The organism is Pseudomonas extremorientalis (assembly GCF_024584605.1).
Lineage (GTDB): Bacteria > Pseudomonadota > Gammaproteobacteria > Pseudomonadales > Pseudomonadaceae > Aquipseudomonas > Aquipseudomonas extremorientalis.
Genome location: NZ_CP089519.1, coordinates 75293 through 91012, shown reverse-complemented (window position 1 = coordinate 91012; position 15720 = coordinate 75293). Strand labels below are relative to the sequence as shown.

Genomic DNA, 15720 nt, shown 5'->3' with positions numbered 1-15720 from the left:
ATTCTCCTTATGCTTCTTTATAGAGGTAACAGCGGTAGTGCTTTGCGGCCACGAAAGTGGCCTTTTGGTGCCTAGAACACCCAACGCTCCTGGGATGGCAGATCACTCAGGGAAGACTCCTGGTCAACCATCCGCAGTTGCGGGGCTGTTGCATCGGCAGCAACACTGCCAACGGAACGGAAATGGGTTTGGGTCATGGACGGACGTTCAAACTGGGGGATCTGCTGCTGACTCTGCTGCCAATGTTGCAACTGCTGGCCACCGATCAGCGTGACCATCAGGGCCAAGCTGGCAAACAGACCTTGCTGCAAGCGCAGTGGCGATACACGCAGTTGGCTGAGGCTTTGGCGAGTCATGCTGTTGTTCTCCCGCATTTTGATTATTCGTTGGAAGAGCTATTGCAGAGCGCGTGCCAGTTTTTTTACAAAATAAAACTCAATAAAATCATATAGTTATGAACTAAAGACTCATGCACCCTCCAGCATCCTGCACGATGCCCCCGTAGATGCCGTGCGAAATGCACGATGGCCAGCGGTCGGGTCGAGGGATAGAAAACGAAGAGGGTGTTGCCGAAGTGGCAAGACGGCATGAAAACGCCATCAGACGGGGCTTTGTAGGAAGTGATGCAGATACCTGCACGAGACTGCTATTTATCGATCAGAATAAACCATGCAACTTGCCCGATTATTCCGGGACTAAACACCATCATTCATAGTTTAAGGAGCGCGGGACCGATGGAATCAGCCAAGGAACTTCAAGGCCGCATTCTTTTAGTGGACGATGAGTCCGCGATCCTCCGCACCTTCCGTTATTGCCTGGAAGATGAAGGCTACACCGTCGCCACTGCGAACAGCGCGGCCCAGGCCGACGCCTTGATGCAACGCCAGGTATTCGACCTGTGCTTCCTGGACTTGCGCCTGGGCGAAGACAATGGCCTGGATGTGCTGGCCCAGATGCGAATCCAGGCGCCCTGGATGCGCGTGGTGATTGTCACCGCCCATTCGGCAGTCGATACCGCCGTCGATGCTATCCAGGCCGGCGCCGCTGACTACCTGGTAAAACCCTGCAGCCCCGATCAACTGCGCCTGGCCACCGCCAAGCAGTTGGAAGTGCGCCAACTGTCTGCGCGGCTCGAAGCCCTGGAGGGCGAAGTGCGCCAGCCGAAAGACGGCCTCGACTCTCACAGCCCATCAATGATGGTGGTGCTGGAAACGGCGCGCCAGGTGGCTGGGACAGATGCGAACATCCTGATCCTTGGCGAGTCAGGCACGGGTAAAGGCGAACTGGCCCGCGCAATTCACGGCTGGAGCAAGCGTTCGAAGAAATCCTGCGTGACCATCAACTGCCCTTCTTTGACGGCAGAACTGATGGAAAGCGAGCTGTTCGGCCATAGTCGAGGGGCGTTTACCGGCGCCAGTGAAAGCACCCTGGGCCGCGTCAACCAAGCGGACGGCGGCACGCTGTTTCTCGACGAGATCGGCGACTTTCCCCTCACCTTGCAACCCAAGTTACTGAGGTTCATCCAGGACAAGGAGTACGAGCGCGTGGGCGACCCTGTCACCCGCCGTGCCGATGTGCGCATCCTCGCCGCCACCAACCTGAACCTGGAAGACATGGTGCGTGACGGCCGCTTCCGTGAAGACTTGCTGTACCGCCTCAATGTAATCACCTTGCATCTGCCACCGTTGCGCGAGCGCAGTGAAGACATCCTGACCCTGGCCGACCGGTTCCTGGCGCGCTTCGTCAAGGAATATGCCCGACCAGCACGCGGTTTCAGCGATGAAGCGCGCGAAGCGCTGCTCAACTACCGCTGGCCGGGCAACATTCGCGAACTGCGTAACGTGGTGGAACGCGCCAGCATCATTTGCCCGCAGGAGAAGGTGGAAATCAGCCACCTGGGCATGGCCGAACAACCTAGCAACAATGCTCCACGCATTGGCGCGGCACTCAGTCTGGACCAGTTGGAGAAAGCCCACATCGGCGCAGTGCTTGCCACCAGCGATACCCTGGACCAGGCGGCCCGCACCCTCGGCATCGACGCGTCGACCCTGTACCGCAAACGCAAACAGTACAACCTGTGAGCTGTACTCTATGAAGTTAGCGATGAAGTTGCGCACTCGATTATTCCTGAGCATCTCAGCGCTGATTACCGTTGCCCTGCTGGGTTTGATCCTGGGCCTGGTAAGTGTCATGCAAATGGCCAAGACCCAGGAGTCCCTGATTCGCAGCAACTTCGTCACCCTGGACCTGGGCCTCAAGCTACGCCAGAGCCTGGGCGATCAATTGATCATGATGCTGGAAGACCGGCCGGACCCCGAGGCGCTGCAATCCTCGGAACGGCGCTACTTCGACCTGCTGGATCAAGGCATTGCCCATGAACAGCGCGACGGTCGCGGGACGGGATTCAGCCAGGCCCGAGGCCAATATCAGGCGCTGCTGGAGGCCTTTGATGAATCCCAGCAACCGACGCCGCCGCCCGGCGCCAAGGACAAACTCACCGACACTTTCAACACGCTGCGCAATGGCCTGATCGCCGAACACAAGCAGGCTTTGGAAAACATCAGCAACAGCGAGCACAAGTCCCGCGAACGCGCGTTATTGGTCGCCGGATTACTGGGGTTGGTGGGGCTTGCCGTGCTGATCATCGGGTTTGTGACAGCCCATGGCATCGCGCGGCGTTTTGGCGGACCGATCGAAGCGCTGGCCAAAGCGGCAGACAAGATCGGACAAGGGGATTTCGAGGTGACGCTGCCAATCTCCTCGGCAGCAGAAATGAACCAGCTGACCCGCCGCTTCGGCATCATGGCCGAAGCTCTGCGCCAGCATCAGGCGACCAATGTGGATGAACTGCTGGCCGGCCAACAGCGCTTGCAGGCTGTGCTCGACAGCATCGACGATGGCTTGCTGATGATTGACCGCCAAGGCCGCCTGGAGCATCTCAACCCCGTGGCTCAGCGCCAACTGGGCTGGGACGAGGAGCGCCTCGGCCAAGGCCTGGGCGAAGCCTTGTCGCGTCCGGAGCTGGATGAGCAACTGCACCTGGTGCTGCGCGGCGGCAACCTGGAGCGGGCGCCGGAGGATCTGGAAGTGGAGGTCGAGGGCGAACTGCGCCTGCTGACCTACAGCCTGACCCCGGTCAGCCATACCCAGGGACATATTCTCGGCGCAGTGATGGTGCTGCATGACGTGACTGAACAACGCGCCTTCGAGCGGGTGCGCAGCGAGTTCGTACTGCGCGCTTCCCATGAACTGCGTACGCCGGTGACCGGCATGCATATGGCCTTCGGACTCTTCCGCGAACGTGCGAAGTTCCCGGCGGAGTCCCGCGAAGCGGACTTGCTGGATACCGTCAATGAAGAGATGCAGCGCCTGATGCAGTTGATCAACGACCTGCTCAATTTCTCACGCTACCAGAACGGCCTGCAAAAACTCACGCTGGGGCCGTGCGACGTCACCGATCTGCTCGAGCACGCCCGAGCACGCTTCGCCGAGCCCGCCAACGCGCAAAATATCGAACTGCTGGTGGAAGCCCAATCCGACCTGCCTCGGCTGTATGCAGACCAGGTCCAACTGGAGCGTGTGCTCGACAATCTACTGGGCAACGCGCTGCGCCACACTCCCGCGGGCGGGCAGATACGCCTGCAGGCACGGCGCCATGGCGAGCGGGTGATCGTCAGCGTCGAGGATAACGGCGAGGGCATCGCCTACGGGCAGCAGGGGCGGATCTTCGAACCCTTTGTCCAGGTGGGCCGCAAGAAAGGCGGCGCCGGCCTGGGGCTGGCGCTGTGCAAGGAAATCGTGCAATTGCACGGTGGCCGCATGGGCGTGTACTCGCGACCGGGGCAGGGCACTCAGTTCTATATGGCGCTGCCGCTCTAGCTTCGGTTCAACGCACGCAGAATGGCTGCACTTTCTGCATCCGGCGTGCCATCGAACAGCGACGGCCGGAAATGCATCTGGAACGCCGCGATCACATGGCGCGTGGCGACATCCAACTCGCCGGTCTGGGGCGTCTGGTAGCCCAGGCGGGCCAGCTCTTCCTGGAACCAGGTGATGCTTGGCAGCTCGGCGGCGTATTGCACCTGAAACCGCGCAACGGCCTGCGCATCCGGCCAAACGCCCAACCCTTCGGCGGCCAGCCGCTTCCAGGGGAACAGCGGGCCTGGGTCGAGCTTGCGCAACGGCGCGATATCGCTGTGACCAATAATATTCTTGGGGTCGATACCGTTGCGCTTGCTGATGTCCTTGAGCAACACCACCAGGGACTTCACCTGCGCCTCTGAGTAGGGGTACCACAAGCGGCCCGTAGGTGTGTCCTTGTAGCCTGGGTTCACGATCTCGATGCCAATGGAGCTGGAGTTGAGCCAGGTGCGGCCCATCCACTCGCTTTCCCCCGCGTGCCAGGCGCGCTGGCTCTCGTCCACCAGCTTATAGATGGTGGCCGAGGCGTCGTCGCCGATCAGGTAATGGCTGCTGACCTGACCATGGGTGAGCAATGCCAGCGAGCGTTCAAGGTTGGTCGAGGTGTAATGCACGACTACGAACTGCACGCGGTTGTCGTGGTTCACCGAGGGGTGGTTGGTGTTTAGGCGAGGGCCGCTGGCACAGCCTGCGAGCACAAGGAACACAAAAGCGAAGTACAAGGATTTCATGGCGGTAGACGGTACGCAGAAGACAATAATGCAACAGTGTAACGTACCGATCGCAAGCCAGCGGTCAAATCACAAAATGGAACATCTTTCAGGCAGCCTGCACCTGGTTGCGCCCCGCGGCCTTGGCCCGATACAACGCTTCATCGGCACGCTTGAGCGCAAGATCACTGCGCTCTCCCGGCTGGAACTGCGCCACACCCATGGACACGGTGATCGTCACCGGCTCGCCCTTGAAGTGAAACGGGCACGCTTCAATCGCCGCACGCAACACCTCGCCCACGGCCAGGGCATCCGCCAGGGATGAGTCGGGCATCAGCAAGACAAACTCTTCACCACCAAAGCGCGCGATAAAGTCGGTCGGGCGCAGGCGCTTGCGCAGCACGTTGGCGATGATCTTCAGCACCTTGTCGCCGGCGAGGTGGCCGTAGCCATCGTTGATACGCTTGAAGTGATCCAGGTCCAGTATCGCCAACGACAGGTTGTTGCCGTGCTGGTGCCAGGTGTTCACCTCATAATCGAGGCGCTCGCTCCAGGCGGCACGATTGGGCAGGCCCGTGAGCGGATCGATCAACGCCTTCTGGCGCTGCACCTCCAGGTGCTCGCGATAGCCCTGGGCTTCCTGCTCCATATTGGCAACCCGCTCAGCCAGGCCTTTGAGGCGCGCCGCCGTCTCCTGCTCGCGCAGGTCGCGCTGCTGCTGATGCTCATCCATGGTGCCGAGCAGCCCCTCAAGGTGGCTTTCCAACACGTGCTTGAGGCTGTCCAGGTCGGCAGCTTCCTGCACGCTGCTTTGCAGGCCATCGACCTGTTCGCGGATCTGTGTGTCCAGCTCACGGGCGGCGGAGCGGCTGTCGGCATGCCCCTCGCTGGCGACTTGCAAGTGGCCCTGAAACGCCTCGAGCCGTTCGTTGAGCTGCTTGAGGTAAGCCTCGAACTCATGCTGGCCGCTGTCGGTGATCGCCAGCATCAAGACTGCCAGATCGTCGAGGATCGGCAGCAGTTCGTACCAGTTCAAACCATGGGCCAGGCGCTCGCGCATGGCCTCGGCCTGGGGTCGGTGACGTTCGGGCAACGAGAGTTCTTCGAGCAGGCCGAGCAGAGTGTCTTCGATGTGCTTTGCCACGGAGCTGTAGGACGGTTCTGGCGAGTCGGGCAGGGCATAGGTTCCATCCCCTTGCAACTCGTCAGGATCAGGCTCTTCTAGCACCGGTGGAAGCGACAAGCTGCCAATGGTGGTCTCATCCGGGGTCTCGACCTGAACTTCAGGCGTTTCGATAAAGGCGGCGAGGGCGCTCTCCGGTGCGGGTTCTTCGACTTGAGGCTTGGGCTCGACACGTGCTTCGGGTGTTTCAATAGCGGCGGCTTGAGGCGGGGCTTCATAGACGAAGGTTTCGCTGGAGGGCTCGGCCACCTGGGCGGGGGCTACGGGCTCGATGACCGGAGCGACGTTTTCTTGAGGCTGCGGCGCAAAGGCACGCAACGCTTGCGTCAGTTCCTCGGATTGCTCGGACGGCTGTGGCTCGACAGCGACTGGCTTGGTCGCCGCAGGCTGCGGGGCCGGTCGGAGGGTCGATTCGTCCGCCACCGTTTCGTTCGCAACGTCCTTGGCGCCGAACAGGCGCTGCAAAAGCCCAGGGCCTGGTCGCGCGGTTTCGCCGTCCGGCTCCAGGTTGTTCAGTGCCTGGCCCTGCAGGCCGCTCAACTCGCTGAGCAACAGCGGGATCTCTCGCGCCTGGCCGACGCGGCCGTCCAACTGCTTGGCGAACGTCTTCAGCGGCCGAGCCACCTCACGGGGCAATGGAAGTTTCTGTAGTTGCGTGACCAGGGACGTCAGCGCGGTGCTGATCTGGTCGACCCGGGTTTCGCGGCGCTGCTCCGAATCCAGCACGGCTTTTTCCAGGCGCGGCAGCAAGGCGGCGAGGGCGGCGTCCATATCATCGGTACGGACGACGTCGCGCATTTCCTTCATGCATTGGTCGACGGCGCGGTCAGTGCCCTCAGCCGCCAGCGTGCTGCGCACCAGTCCACGGCGCAGCAGGTCGAGGCGAGCGGCCCAGCGGCGTTCGAGTTTTTCCTGTTGCTCGATGCTCTTGAGGTATTTCTCTTTCCAGCGCTGGGCGTCGTCGCTCATGAAAGGGGTCCGCGGGGGCCAGGGCTCAACGCGGGTAATGCATCAGCCGTGAGCGAACCCGGCAGACGAATCTCTACCGCGACCGGCAGGTGATCGGAGATGGGCTGCGCCAGCACCTGCACACTCTCGAGTGTGAGGGTAGGACTGAGCAGGATATGGTCAAGGCAGCGTTGCGGGCGCCAACTGGGGAACGTGGCTTCGGCTTGCGGCGCCAGTAGGCCGAGGTCGCGCAACGGAGAATTCTGCAACAGGTCGCTGGCGTGGGTATTCATGTCCCCCATCAGCACCTGGTGCTTGTAATTGCCAATCAGCTCGCGGATGTAAGCCAGTTGCATCGTGCGAGTGCGGGCGCCCAGTGCCAGGTGCATCATCACGACCACCAAGGCCTCCGGGCCTTCGCCAAAGCGCACGAGGATCGCACCCCGCCCCTTGGGTCCGGGTAACGGGTGATCTTCGATGACTGAGGGCTTCAAGCGACTGAGCACACCATTGCTGTGCTGCGCCAGGCGCCCGAGGTTACGGTTGAGCTGCTGATACCAATAGGGGAAGGCACCCAGCTGGGCCAAGTGTTCCACCTGGTTTATATAGCCGGAGCGCATGCTGCCGCCATCAGCTTCCTGCAGGGCGACAAGGTCGAAGTCGTTCAGCAGGTTGCCGATCTTTTGCAGGTTGCCGGCACGTCCGTTATGGGGCAGCAGGTGCTGCCAGCCACGGGTGAGGTAGTGCCGGTACTTCTCGGTACTGATGCCTACCTGGATATTGAAGCTGAGCAGGCGCAGGCGGCTGTCTGCCGGCAGGCCCGTGGACTCCAGGTGATGTTCATTGACCTGCGGATCATGCAGGCCAACCACACGTTCGGTACCCCAGCGGCGCATGACGGGCCCCTTACTTGGCTGCGCGCTCTTTGGCGATCAGTTGGTCGGCAACATTGAGGGTCTGCTCAGGACCACCGGAAGTGCCCAGGTCGAAACGGTATTTGCCGTTGACGATCATGGTCGGTACGCCTTGCACGCCATACTTCTGCGCCAGCTCCTTGGCCTGCTTGATCTGGCCCTGGATAGCGAAGGAGTTGAAGGTGGCCAGGAACTTGTCCTTGTCGACACCTTGGGTGGCCACGAAGTCAGCCATTTCGTCCGGCTTGGTCAGGCGCTTGCCTTGCTTCTGGATCGCGTCGAATACCGCGTTGTGGACCTTGTGCTCCACACCCATGGCTTCCAGGGTCAGGAACAGTTGGCCGTGGGCATCCCATGGGCCGCCGAACATGGCTGGAATGCGCTTGAAGTTCACGTCCTTGGGCAGTTTTTCAACCCATGGGTTGATGGTCGGTTCAAAAGCGTAGCAATGCGGGCAGCCGTACCAGAACAACTCCACCACTTCGATCTTGCCGGGTTCGGAAACCGGAACCGGATTGGCCAATTCAACGTAGGTCTTACCGGCTTCAAGCGGCACGTCGGCGGCTTGTGCGGTCATGCCGAAGAGGCTGGCAGTGACGAGAGCGGCGCTGAGGATCAGATTACGCATGCTTTACTCCTGGACAAATAAAGTCGCCTCACGCGACCTTTGTTGTGACAGGCCTGCGCGGGCATGAGTTCGTTAGTGTAACGGCACCGGCCACAAAAAAGGGCGGCCTGGGCCACCCTTTTTATGCTTGCATCGCGGGATTAATCGAGTGTTAACGTTGCGTGCACCTCAGTGCAGGCCCTGGATGTAGCTGGAGACCGCCGCAATGTCCTCGTCACTCAGCTTGCGGGCGATGGTGCGCATGATCGCCGCGTCGCCATCGTTGGTGCGCCCGGCCTCTTCCTTACGGAAATCGGTCAGCTGTTTGGCAATGTAGGTGGCGTGCTGGCCACTCAAGTGCGGGAAGCCGGCGGCGGCAATGCCCGCGCCATTGGGCGAATGGCAACCGGTGCAGGCCGGCAGGCCTTTATCCAGGTCGCCACCGCGGAACAGTTTCTCGCCGCGGGCCACCAGTTTCGGATCAGCAGCTCCCACACTGCCTTTCTGGCTGGCAAAATACGCCGCGATGTCTGCCAGGTCCTGATCGCTGAGGTTGGTCAACAAGCCGGTCATTTCCAGGACCGTGCGCTTGCCGGACTTGATATCCTGCATCTGCTTGGTCAGGTAACGCTCGCCCTGGCCGGCCAGTTTGGGGAAGTTCGGTGCCGGGCTGTTACCATCCGGTCCATGGCAAGCACCACATACGGCGGCTTTCGCCTGGCCCGCTGTAGCGTCGCCTGCAGCATGGGCAACACCGGTGATGCCCAAGGTCAACAGCAGACTCACGATCAGTTTGTTCATCAGCTAATCCAACTACGGCTAAGGGGTTTAAGAGTTATCTACCGGGTTTACTCACCATCAATTCAATGATGGCCTGGTAATCCTCAGTACTGCAGTCCATGCACAAACCACGCGGCGGCATTGCCTTGAAACCCTGGGTCACGTGTAGCACCAGCGTGTCCATGCCCTGCGCCAGTCTTGGCGCCCAGGCTGCCTGGTCACCCCGTCTGGGGGCGCTGGGCAACTGGCCGGCATGGCAAGCCACGCAAACTCGGTTGTACACCGCTTCCGGATCCTGTGTAGCCTGAGCGCCGTAAAGCGGGACCAGGGCACCGATAGCGAGCAACCACTTGGTCATACGTCGACCATTTCAGGGTTTGAGAGCGTTTTGCGTTCTAATGCGCAATAAAGGTCTATCGCTCCCGTGAACTTCATCCTTCGCTGGGACAAAGCACACACAAAATCTGCGGCATTATATACTGGCGCTACTGAAACGGAAACGACACCGCTTGCCGCACCCTTTCTCGGCACCGCCCACATCGGAAATCTCATGCAACTCAAGAATCCCATCCTCGGCCTGTGCCAACAGTCCACGTTCATGCTCAGCGCCGCCAAAGTTGACCAATGCCCCGATGACGAAGGCTTTGAAGTCGCCTTTGCCGGTCGTTCCAACGCCGGTAAATCCAGCGCGCTGAACACCCTGACTCACGCCAGCCTGGCGCGCACCTCGAAAACCCCGGGCCGTACGCAACTCCTCAATTTCTTCAAGCTAGACGATGATCGGCGTCTGGTCGACCTGCCGGGTTACGGTTATGCAAAAGTACCTATCCCGCTGAAGTTGCACTGGCAGCGTCACCTGGAGGCTTACCTGGGTGGCCGGGAGAGTTTGAAAGGCTTGATTCTGATGATGGACATCCGCCATCCGATGACCGATTTCGACCTGTTGATGCTCGATTGGGCGGTCGCCAGCGGCATGCCGATGCATATCCTGCTGACCAAGGCCGACAAGCTGACCTACGGCGCGGCCAAGAACACCTTGCTCAAAGTGCAGTCCGAAATCCGTAAGGGCTGGGGCGACGCGATCACGATCCAGCTGTTCTCGGCACCAAAGCGCATGGGCCTGGAAGAAGCTTATACCGTGCTGGCCGGTTGGATGGAATTGGCGGACAAAGGCGCGGAACTCGCGGAATAACTTTTCTGCGGGCAAAAAAAACCCCGGACTTCGTATGGGGAGGGGAAGTTCGGGGTTCAAGTTCCGGACCGCTAGGGCGGGGTCCAGATATCTGCCAACACTTAACACAACATAGGAGCATTGAAGGGCTTCACCACCCATTCAGTAACTCTGAGTAGCAGTTCACGGGTTAAGTTCCGGCAAGTCAGAAAAACTATTTGAAATAACCAACGGCGATTTCCGCACTAAAGCACTCTGCCACCACACAACGCGGTGGCAGCGCCCGCGCGTCAGTGCGCTTCATCCCAGTTATTGCCGACGCCCACTTCCACCAGCAGCGGCACGTCCAGCTTCGCGGCAGCACTCATATGCTCGCGAATCTTTTCGCTGACCTGCGCCACCTGATCCTCACGCACTTCCAGTACCAATTCATCGTGCACCTGCAGGATCACCTTGGCATCCAGGCCCGAATCGGTCAGCCAGTTGTCCACCAGCACCATGGCTTTCTTGATGATGTCTGCCGCCGTGCCCTGCATCGGCGCGTTGATCGCGGTGCGTTCAGCGGCCGCGCGCTCCTGGGGCTTGTTGGAGTTGATGTCGGGCAAGTACAGGCGACGGCCGAAGAAGGTTTCCACGTAGCCCTGATCAGCGGCTTGGGCGCGGGTGCGCTCCATGTACTCGCGAACCCCGGGATAACGGGCGAAATACACATCGATGTAGGCCTTGGCCGTCTTGGTATCGACACCGATGTCCTTGCCCAGCTTCTGCGCGCCCATGCCGTAGATCAGACCAAAGTTGATCGCCTTGGCACTGCGGCGCTGGTCGGAGGTGACCTCGCCCAGCTCAACCTTGAACACCTCGGCCGCCGTGGCGGTGTGCACATCCAGGTTGTGACGGAAGGCGTTCATCAAGCCTTCGTCCTTGGAAAGGTGCGCCATGATCCGCAGCTCGATCTGCGAATAGTCCGCCGCCAGCAGCTTGTAGCCCTTGGGTGCAACAAACGCCTGGCGAATCCGCCGTCCTTCGGCGGTACGCACCGGGATGTTCTGCAGGTTCGGATCACTGGAAGACAAGCGCCCGGTCGCCGCCACCGCCTGGTGATAGGAGGTGTGGATACGTCCGGTACGCGGGTTGATCTGTTCCGGCAGGCGATCGGTGTAGGTGCTTTTCAGCTTGCTCATGCTGCGGTACTGCATCAGCACCTTGGGCAGCGGATAGTCATCCTCAGCCAGCTTGGCCAGCACTTCTTCGGCCGTCGACGCCTGGCCCTTGCCGGTTTTCTTCAGCACCGGCAGGCCGAGTTTTTCATAAAGAATCGCGCCGAGCTGCTTGGGCGAGCCCAGGTTGAACGCCTCGCCGGCGATCTCGAAGGCCTGGCGCTCCAGTTCGATCATCTTGTTGCCCAGCTCGATGCTCTGGATACCCAGCAGGTCCTTGTCCACCAGTGCACCCTGGCGCTCGATACGGGCCAGCACGGGCACCAATGGAATCTCGATATCCGTGAGCACGCTCGCCAGGCTCGGGATGGCGGACAATTGTGCAAACAGCGCCTGGTGCAGACGCAGGGTCACATCGGCATCTTCCGCCGCATAAGGGCCGGCCTGCTCCAGGGCGATCTGATCGAAGGTCAGCTGCTTGGCGCCCTTGCCGGCGATGTCCTGGAAAGCAACAGTGTCGTAGTCCAGGTACTTCTTGGCCAGGCTGTCCATGTCGTGACGGGTTGCCGTGGAGTTCAGCACATAGGACTCAAGCATGGTGTCGAACGCAATGCCACGCACGGTAATGCCCTGCGCCGGGTCGCCGCCGATAGCGCAGTTGGCCAGGATGTTCATATCGAACTTGGCGTGCTGGCCGACTTTGAGCTTGGTCGGGTCTTCCAGCAGCGGTTTCAGGGCCAGCAGCACGGTGTCGCGGTCCAACTGCTCCGGCGCGCCGATGTAGGAATGGGTCAACGGGATGTAGGCCGCTTCATGGGGCTGCACGGCGAAGGAGACGCCGACCAGCTGCGCCTGCTGGGCATCGATACCGGTGGTTTCGGTGTCGAAGGCAAACAACTTCGCATCGTTGAGCTTCTTCAGCCAAAGGTCGAACGTCGCCTGGTCGAGGATGGTGGTGTAGGTGGCCTCTGCCGGCGCTACTGCCTCGACGACTTGCTCGGCAACCGGCGCAGCCTTGAGTTCCACGCGTTTGGCATCGCGCTGGACCTCATCAATCCAGCTCTTGAACTCCAGCAGCGTGTACAACTCCAGCAGCTTCTCGCGATCCGGCTCGATCAGGTGCAAGTCATCCAGACCGATATCCAACGGTACATCGCACTTGATCGTCGCCAACCGGTAGGAAAGAAAAGCACTCTCCCGATGTTCTTCCAGCTTGGCCGGCAACGTCTTGGCGCCTCGGATAGGTAAGGTCGGCACAATATCCAACTGCTCATAAAGCTCTTTGATGCCGCCGTTCACGCCGACCAGCAAGCCGGAAGCGGTCTTCGGACCGATACCCGGAACACCCGGAATGTTGTCGGACGAATCGCCCATCAGCGCCAGATAGTCGATGATCTGCTCGGGAGCGACACCGAATTTCTCCTTCACGCCCTCGATGTCCATCGCGCTACCGGTCATGGTGTTGACCAAAGTAATGTGCCCGTCGACCAACTGCGCCATGTCCTTGTCACCGGTGGAGATCACCACGGGGCGGGCAGCCGCCGCACTGCTGCGCGCCAGGGTGCCGATCACATCGTCGGCCTCGACGCCTTCGACGCACAGCAACGGGAAGCCCAGCGCGATCACGCTCTGGTGCAACGGCTCGATTTGCACGCGCATGTCATCCGGCATGCTCGGGCGGTTGGCCTTGTATTCGGCGTACATGTCATCGCGAAAGGTCCCACCCTTGGCGTCGAACACCACCGCGAACGGGCTGTCCGGGTACTGCTTGCGCAGGCTCTTGAGCATGTTCAACACGCCCTTGACCGCGCCGGTGGGCAGGCCTTTGGAAGTGGTCAGCGGTGGCAATGCGTGGAAGGCACGGTACAGATACGAAGAACCGTCCACCAGGACGAGGGGTGCTTGGCTCATGAGCAGAATCAACCTTTTCGGCGGGTCAGGCGCTAGAATAGCCGGACCAATGACGACAAAGGGACAAGGTTATCATGCGTACATTCAATCGCCTGCTGTTGACTGGCTTGATTGCACTCGCTCCGATGGCTGCCGTGGCGGCAGACGATGCGCCTGGGGGCGATCCGGAAGTGACCATTCGCACGGAAGGCGACAAGACCATTCAGGAGTACCGCCAGAACGGTTTCCTGTACGCAATCAAGGTCATCCCGAAGGGCGCACCTCCTTATTTCCTGGTGCGCGCGGACGGAACCGATGCGAACTTCATCCGTTCTGACCAGCCGGATATGCTGATCCCGTCATGGAAGATCTTCGAATGGAAATGATTTCTTAACTTCAATTGGCGCCGCGCACCGCGGCGCCCGTACTGGCAGTTTTAACCATGTCTGTGTTCACCCCCCTGGCTCGGCCCGAGCTGGAAACCTTTCTCGCCCCTTACGGCCTCGGCCGCCTGATCGACTTCCAGGGGATTGCCGCCGGTAGCGAAAACACCAATTTCTTTATCAGCCTGGAGCAGGGTGAGTTTGTCCTGACCCTGGTCGAGCGTGGCCCGGTTGCGCAAATGCCGTTCTTCATCGAACTGCTCGACGTACTCCACGACGCCGACCTGCCGGTGCCCTACGCCCTGCGCACCACCGACGGCGTGGCCTTGCGTGAACTCAAAGGCAAACCGGCGCTGCTGCAGCCGCGCCTGGCCGGTAAGCACGTCAAGGACGCCAACGCCCAGCACTGCGCCCAGGTCGGTGACCTGCTGGGCCATCTGCACCTGGCGACGCAGGGCGAGAAAGTCCTCGAGCGCAAGACCGATCGCGGCCTGGACTGGATGCTCAGTGAAGGTGCGCAACTGATTTCGCACCTGAACGCCGCACAGCAGCGCCTGCTGCAGGACGCTCTGACCGAGATCGCAGCGCACAAGGCCGAGATCCTCGCCCTGCCACGCGCCAACGTGCACGCCGACCTGTTCCGCGACAACGCGATGTTCGAAGGCACGCACCTCACCGGCCTGATCGACTTCTACAACGCCTGCTCCGGCCCGATGCTGTACGACGTGGCGATCGCCCTGAATGACTGGTGCTCGGACGCCGATGGCGTGCTTGATGGGCAACGCGCCAGGGCCTTGCTGGGAGCGTATGCAGGGCTGCGGCCGTTTACCGCGAAGGAAGCCGAGCTGTGGCCGACGATGTTGCGCGTGGCCTGTGTGCGGTTCTGGCTGTCACGCCTGATCGCGGCTGAATCCTTTGCGGGACAGGATGTGCTGATCCACGACCCGGCGGAGTTCGAGCATCGACTGGTGCAGCGTCAGCGGGTCACCGTGCAACTGCCATTTGCCCTCTAAAAGCCTGTGAGATCAAAAAGTGTGGGAGGAGGCTTGCCCCCTCCCACATTTGGTCGTCGTTTGCTGTCAGAGCGATTCCAGGCAACCCGCCAAGTCGTTGCCCAACTTATCCAGCACTTGCTCGTAGCCTTGAGCGGTAGCCGGGGTATAACCCCCCAGCGCATCCAACTCCGCCAACTTCACCGGCAACCCGGCCACCAGGGTTTCAGCCAGGCGCGGACGCAACGGCGGTTCACTGAACACGCACGTCTTGCCCACTTCCTGCAAACGGGTGCGCATCGCCGCCACATGTTGGGCACCCGGCTGGACTTCAGCGGCCACGCTGAACACGCCGGCATGCTTGAGCCCATAAGCGTCTTCGAAGTAATCGAAGGCTTCATGGAACACGAAGTAGGGCTTGCCATCGATCGGCGCAAGACGGGCTTTCAGGCGAGCATCCAGGGCATCCAGGCGCTCGTCGAAGGCCTTCACGTTGCTCTGGTAACGCGAGGCATTAGCCGGATCGGCAGCAGCCAGATCAGTGGCCATGCGTGCAGCAATAACCCGTGCGTTGATCGTGGACAGCCACAAGTGCGCGTCCAGGCTGCCTGGGCGGTGATCGTGGTCATGTTCGTCGGCTTCATCGGCGTGGGAGTGGCTATCTTCGGCAAAACGGCGCAGCTTCATGCCCGGCAGGTCCTGCACTGCTACCGTTGTTGCCGTACGACCTTTCAACACGCGCGGCAGGAAACTCTCCATGTCCGGGCCGATCCAGTACAGCAGGTCCACCGACTGCACACGCCGTACGTCGGATGGTCGCAACGCATAGTTATGCGGCGACGCGCCCGGTGGCAACAACACCTCCGGAACCGCCACGCCGTCCTGCACCGCCGCAGCAATCAACTGCAGTGGCTTGATGCTGGTTAACACCTTGACGTCGGCCTGAGCGGCGCCAGCCATGAACAAACTGGTGACAAATACGACAAAAACGGGAAAAAGTCGGGACACGATGACCACTCAATGGCGTAGGAACGGGTAACATAATAACGTCTCTATCAAATATC

At 60.6% G+C, this 15720-nt stretch carries 14 protein-coding genes; 5 read left to right on the top strand and 9 right to left on the bottom strand.

The window, feature by feature from the left end:
- Window positions 1-71: 71 nt before the first annotated feature.
- Window positions 72-356, bottom strand: coding sequence for a hypothetical protein (locus LUU92_RS00445; RefSeq protein WP_222540723.1), 285 nt, complete (start codon window positions 354-356; stop codon window positions 72-74).
- A gap of 378 nt (window positions 357-734) precedes the next feature.
- Between LUU92_RS00445 and algB the strand changes: the two genes are divergently transcribed.
- Window positions 735-2081 carry a sigma-54-dependent response regulator transcription factor AlgB gene (algB, locus tag LUU92_RS00440; protein WP_058424438.1) on the top strand — a complete coding sequence of 449 codons (1347 nt, stop codon included), beginning with the start codon at window positions 735-737 and terminating at the stop codon, window positions 2079-2081.
- 10 nt (window positions 2082-2091) lie between these two features.
- On the top strand, window positions 2092-3879 hold the full coding sequence (locus tag LUU92_RS00435; RefSeq protein ID WP_222540722.1) for a KinB sensor domain-containing domain: 1788 nt from the start codon (window positions 2092-2094) through the stop codon (window positions 3877-3879).
- On the opposite strand, the gene LUU92_RS00430 is transcribed toward LUU92_RS00435, so the two are convergent.
- From LUU92_RS00430 to LUU92_RS00405, 6 genes are all read right to left on the bottom strand, one after another.
- A complete protein-coding gene (locus LUU92_RS00430; RefSeq protein WP_093527066.1) occupies window positions 3876-4652 on the bottom strand; it encodes an N-acetylmuramoyl-L-alanine amidase in 777 nt (258 codons plus the stop codon). The genes LUU92_RS00435 and LUU92_RS00430 overlap by 4 nt on opposite strands.
- Before the next feature lie 88 nt (window positions 4653-4740).
- A complete protein-coding gene (locus tag LUU92_RS00425; protein ID WP_257102986.1) occupies window positions 4741-6783 on the bottom strand; it encodes a diguanylate cyclase in 2043 nt (680 codons plus the stop codon).
- Window positions 6780-7658: an endonuclease/exonuclease/phosphatase family protein gene (locus LUU92_RS00420; protein ID WP_071490951.1), complete on the bottom strand. Its 879-nt coding sequence runs from the start codon at window positions 7656-7658 to the stop codon at window positions 6780-6782. Before LUU92_RS00420 ends, LUU92_RS00425 begins: the two co-directional genes overlap by 4 nt.
- Before the next feature lie 10 nt (window positions 7659-7668).
- Complete coding sequence (gene dsbA / locus LUU92_RS00415; protein WP_033899253.1) at window positions 7669-8304, bottom strand: thiol:disulfide interchange protein DsbA; 636 nt, start codon at window positions 8302-8304, stop codon at window positions 7669-7671.
- Between the two features lie 168 nt (window positions 8305-8472).
- Complete coding sequence (locus tag LUU92_RS00410) at window positions 8473-9084, bottom strand: c-type cytochrome (protein WP_058424433.1); 612 nt, start codon at window positions 9082-9084, stop codon at window positions 8473-8475.
- Window positions 9085-9118: 34 nt separating this feature from the next.
- A complete protein-coding gene (locus tag LUU92_RS00405) occupies window positions 9119-9421 on the bottom strand; it encodes a c-type cytochrome (protein ID WP_071490950.1) in 303 nt (100 codons plus the stop codon).
- 192 nt (window positions 9422-9613) lie between these two features.
- On the opposite strand from LUU92_RS00405, the gene yihA reads away from it, so the two are divergent.
- Window positions 9614-10255, top strand: a complete 642-nt coding sequence (gene yihA, locus LUU92_RS00400; protein ID WP_010207832.1) for a ribosome biogenesis GTP-binding protein YihA/YsxC — start codon at window positions 9614-9616, stop codon at window positions 10253-10255.
- A 269-nt stretch (window positions 10256-10524) separates the two neighbouring features.
- Here the strand turns inward: yihA and polA are convergent, their stop codons facing one another.
- A complete protein-coding gene (gene polA, locus LUU92_RS00395; RefSeq protein WP_071490949.1) occupies window positions 10525-13302 on the bottom strand; it encodes a DNA polymerase I in 2778 nt (925 codons plus the stop codon).
- Between the two features lie 74 nt (window positions 13303-13376).
- Here polA and LUU92_RS00390 point away from each other — a divergent pair, with 74 nt between their 5' ends.
- Entirely contained in the window at window positions 13377-13667 is a 291-nt protein-coding gene (locus tag LUU92_RS00390) for a DUF2782 domain-containing protein (RefSeq protein ID WP_071490948.1), read from the top strand.
- Window positions 13668-13723: 56 nt separating this feature from the next.
- Entirely contained in the window at window positions 13724-14677 is a 954-nt protein-coding gene (locus LUU92_RS00385) for a homoserine kinase (RefSeq protein WP_257102985.1), read from the top strand.
- 66 nt (window positions 14678-14743) lie between these two features.
- On the opposite strand, the gene LUU92_RS00380 is transcribed toward LUU92_RS00385, so the two are convergent.
- Window positions 14744-15673 carry a zinc ABC transporter substrate-binding protein ZnuA gene (locus LUU92_RS00380; protein ID WP_071490946.1) on the bottom strand — a complete coding sequence of 310 codons (930 nt, stop codon included), beginning with the start codon at window positions 15671-15673 and terminating at the stop codon, window positions 14744-14746.
- Window positions 15674-15720 lie beyond the last annotated feature (47 nt).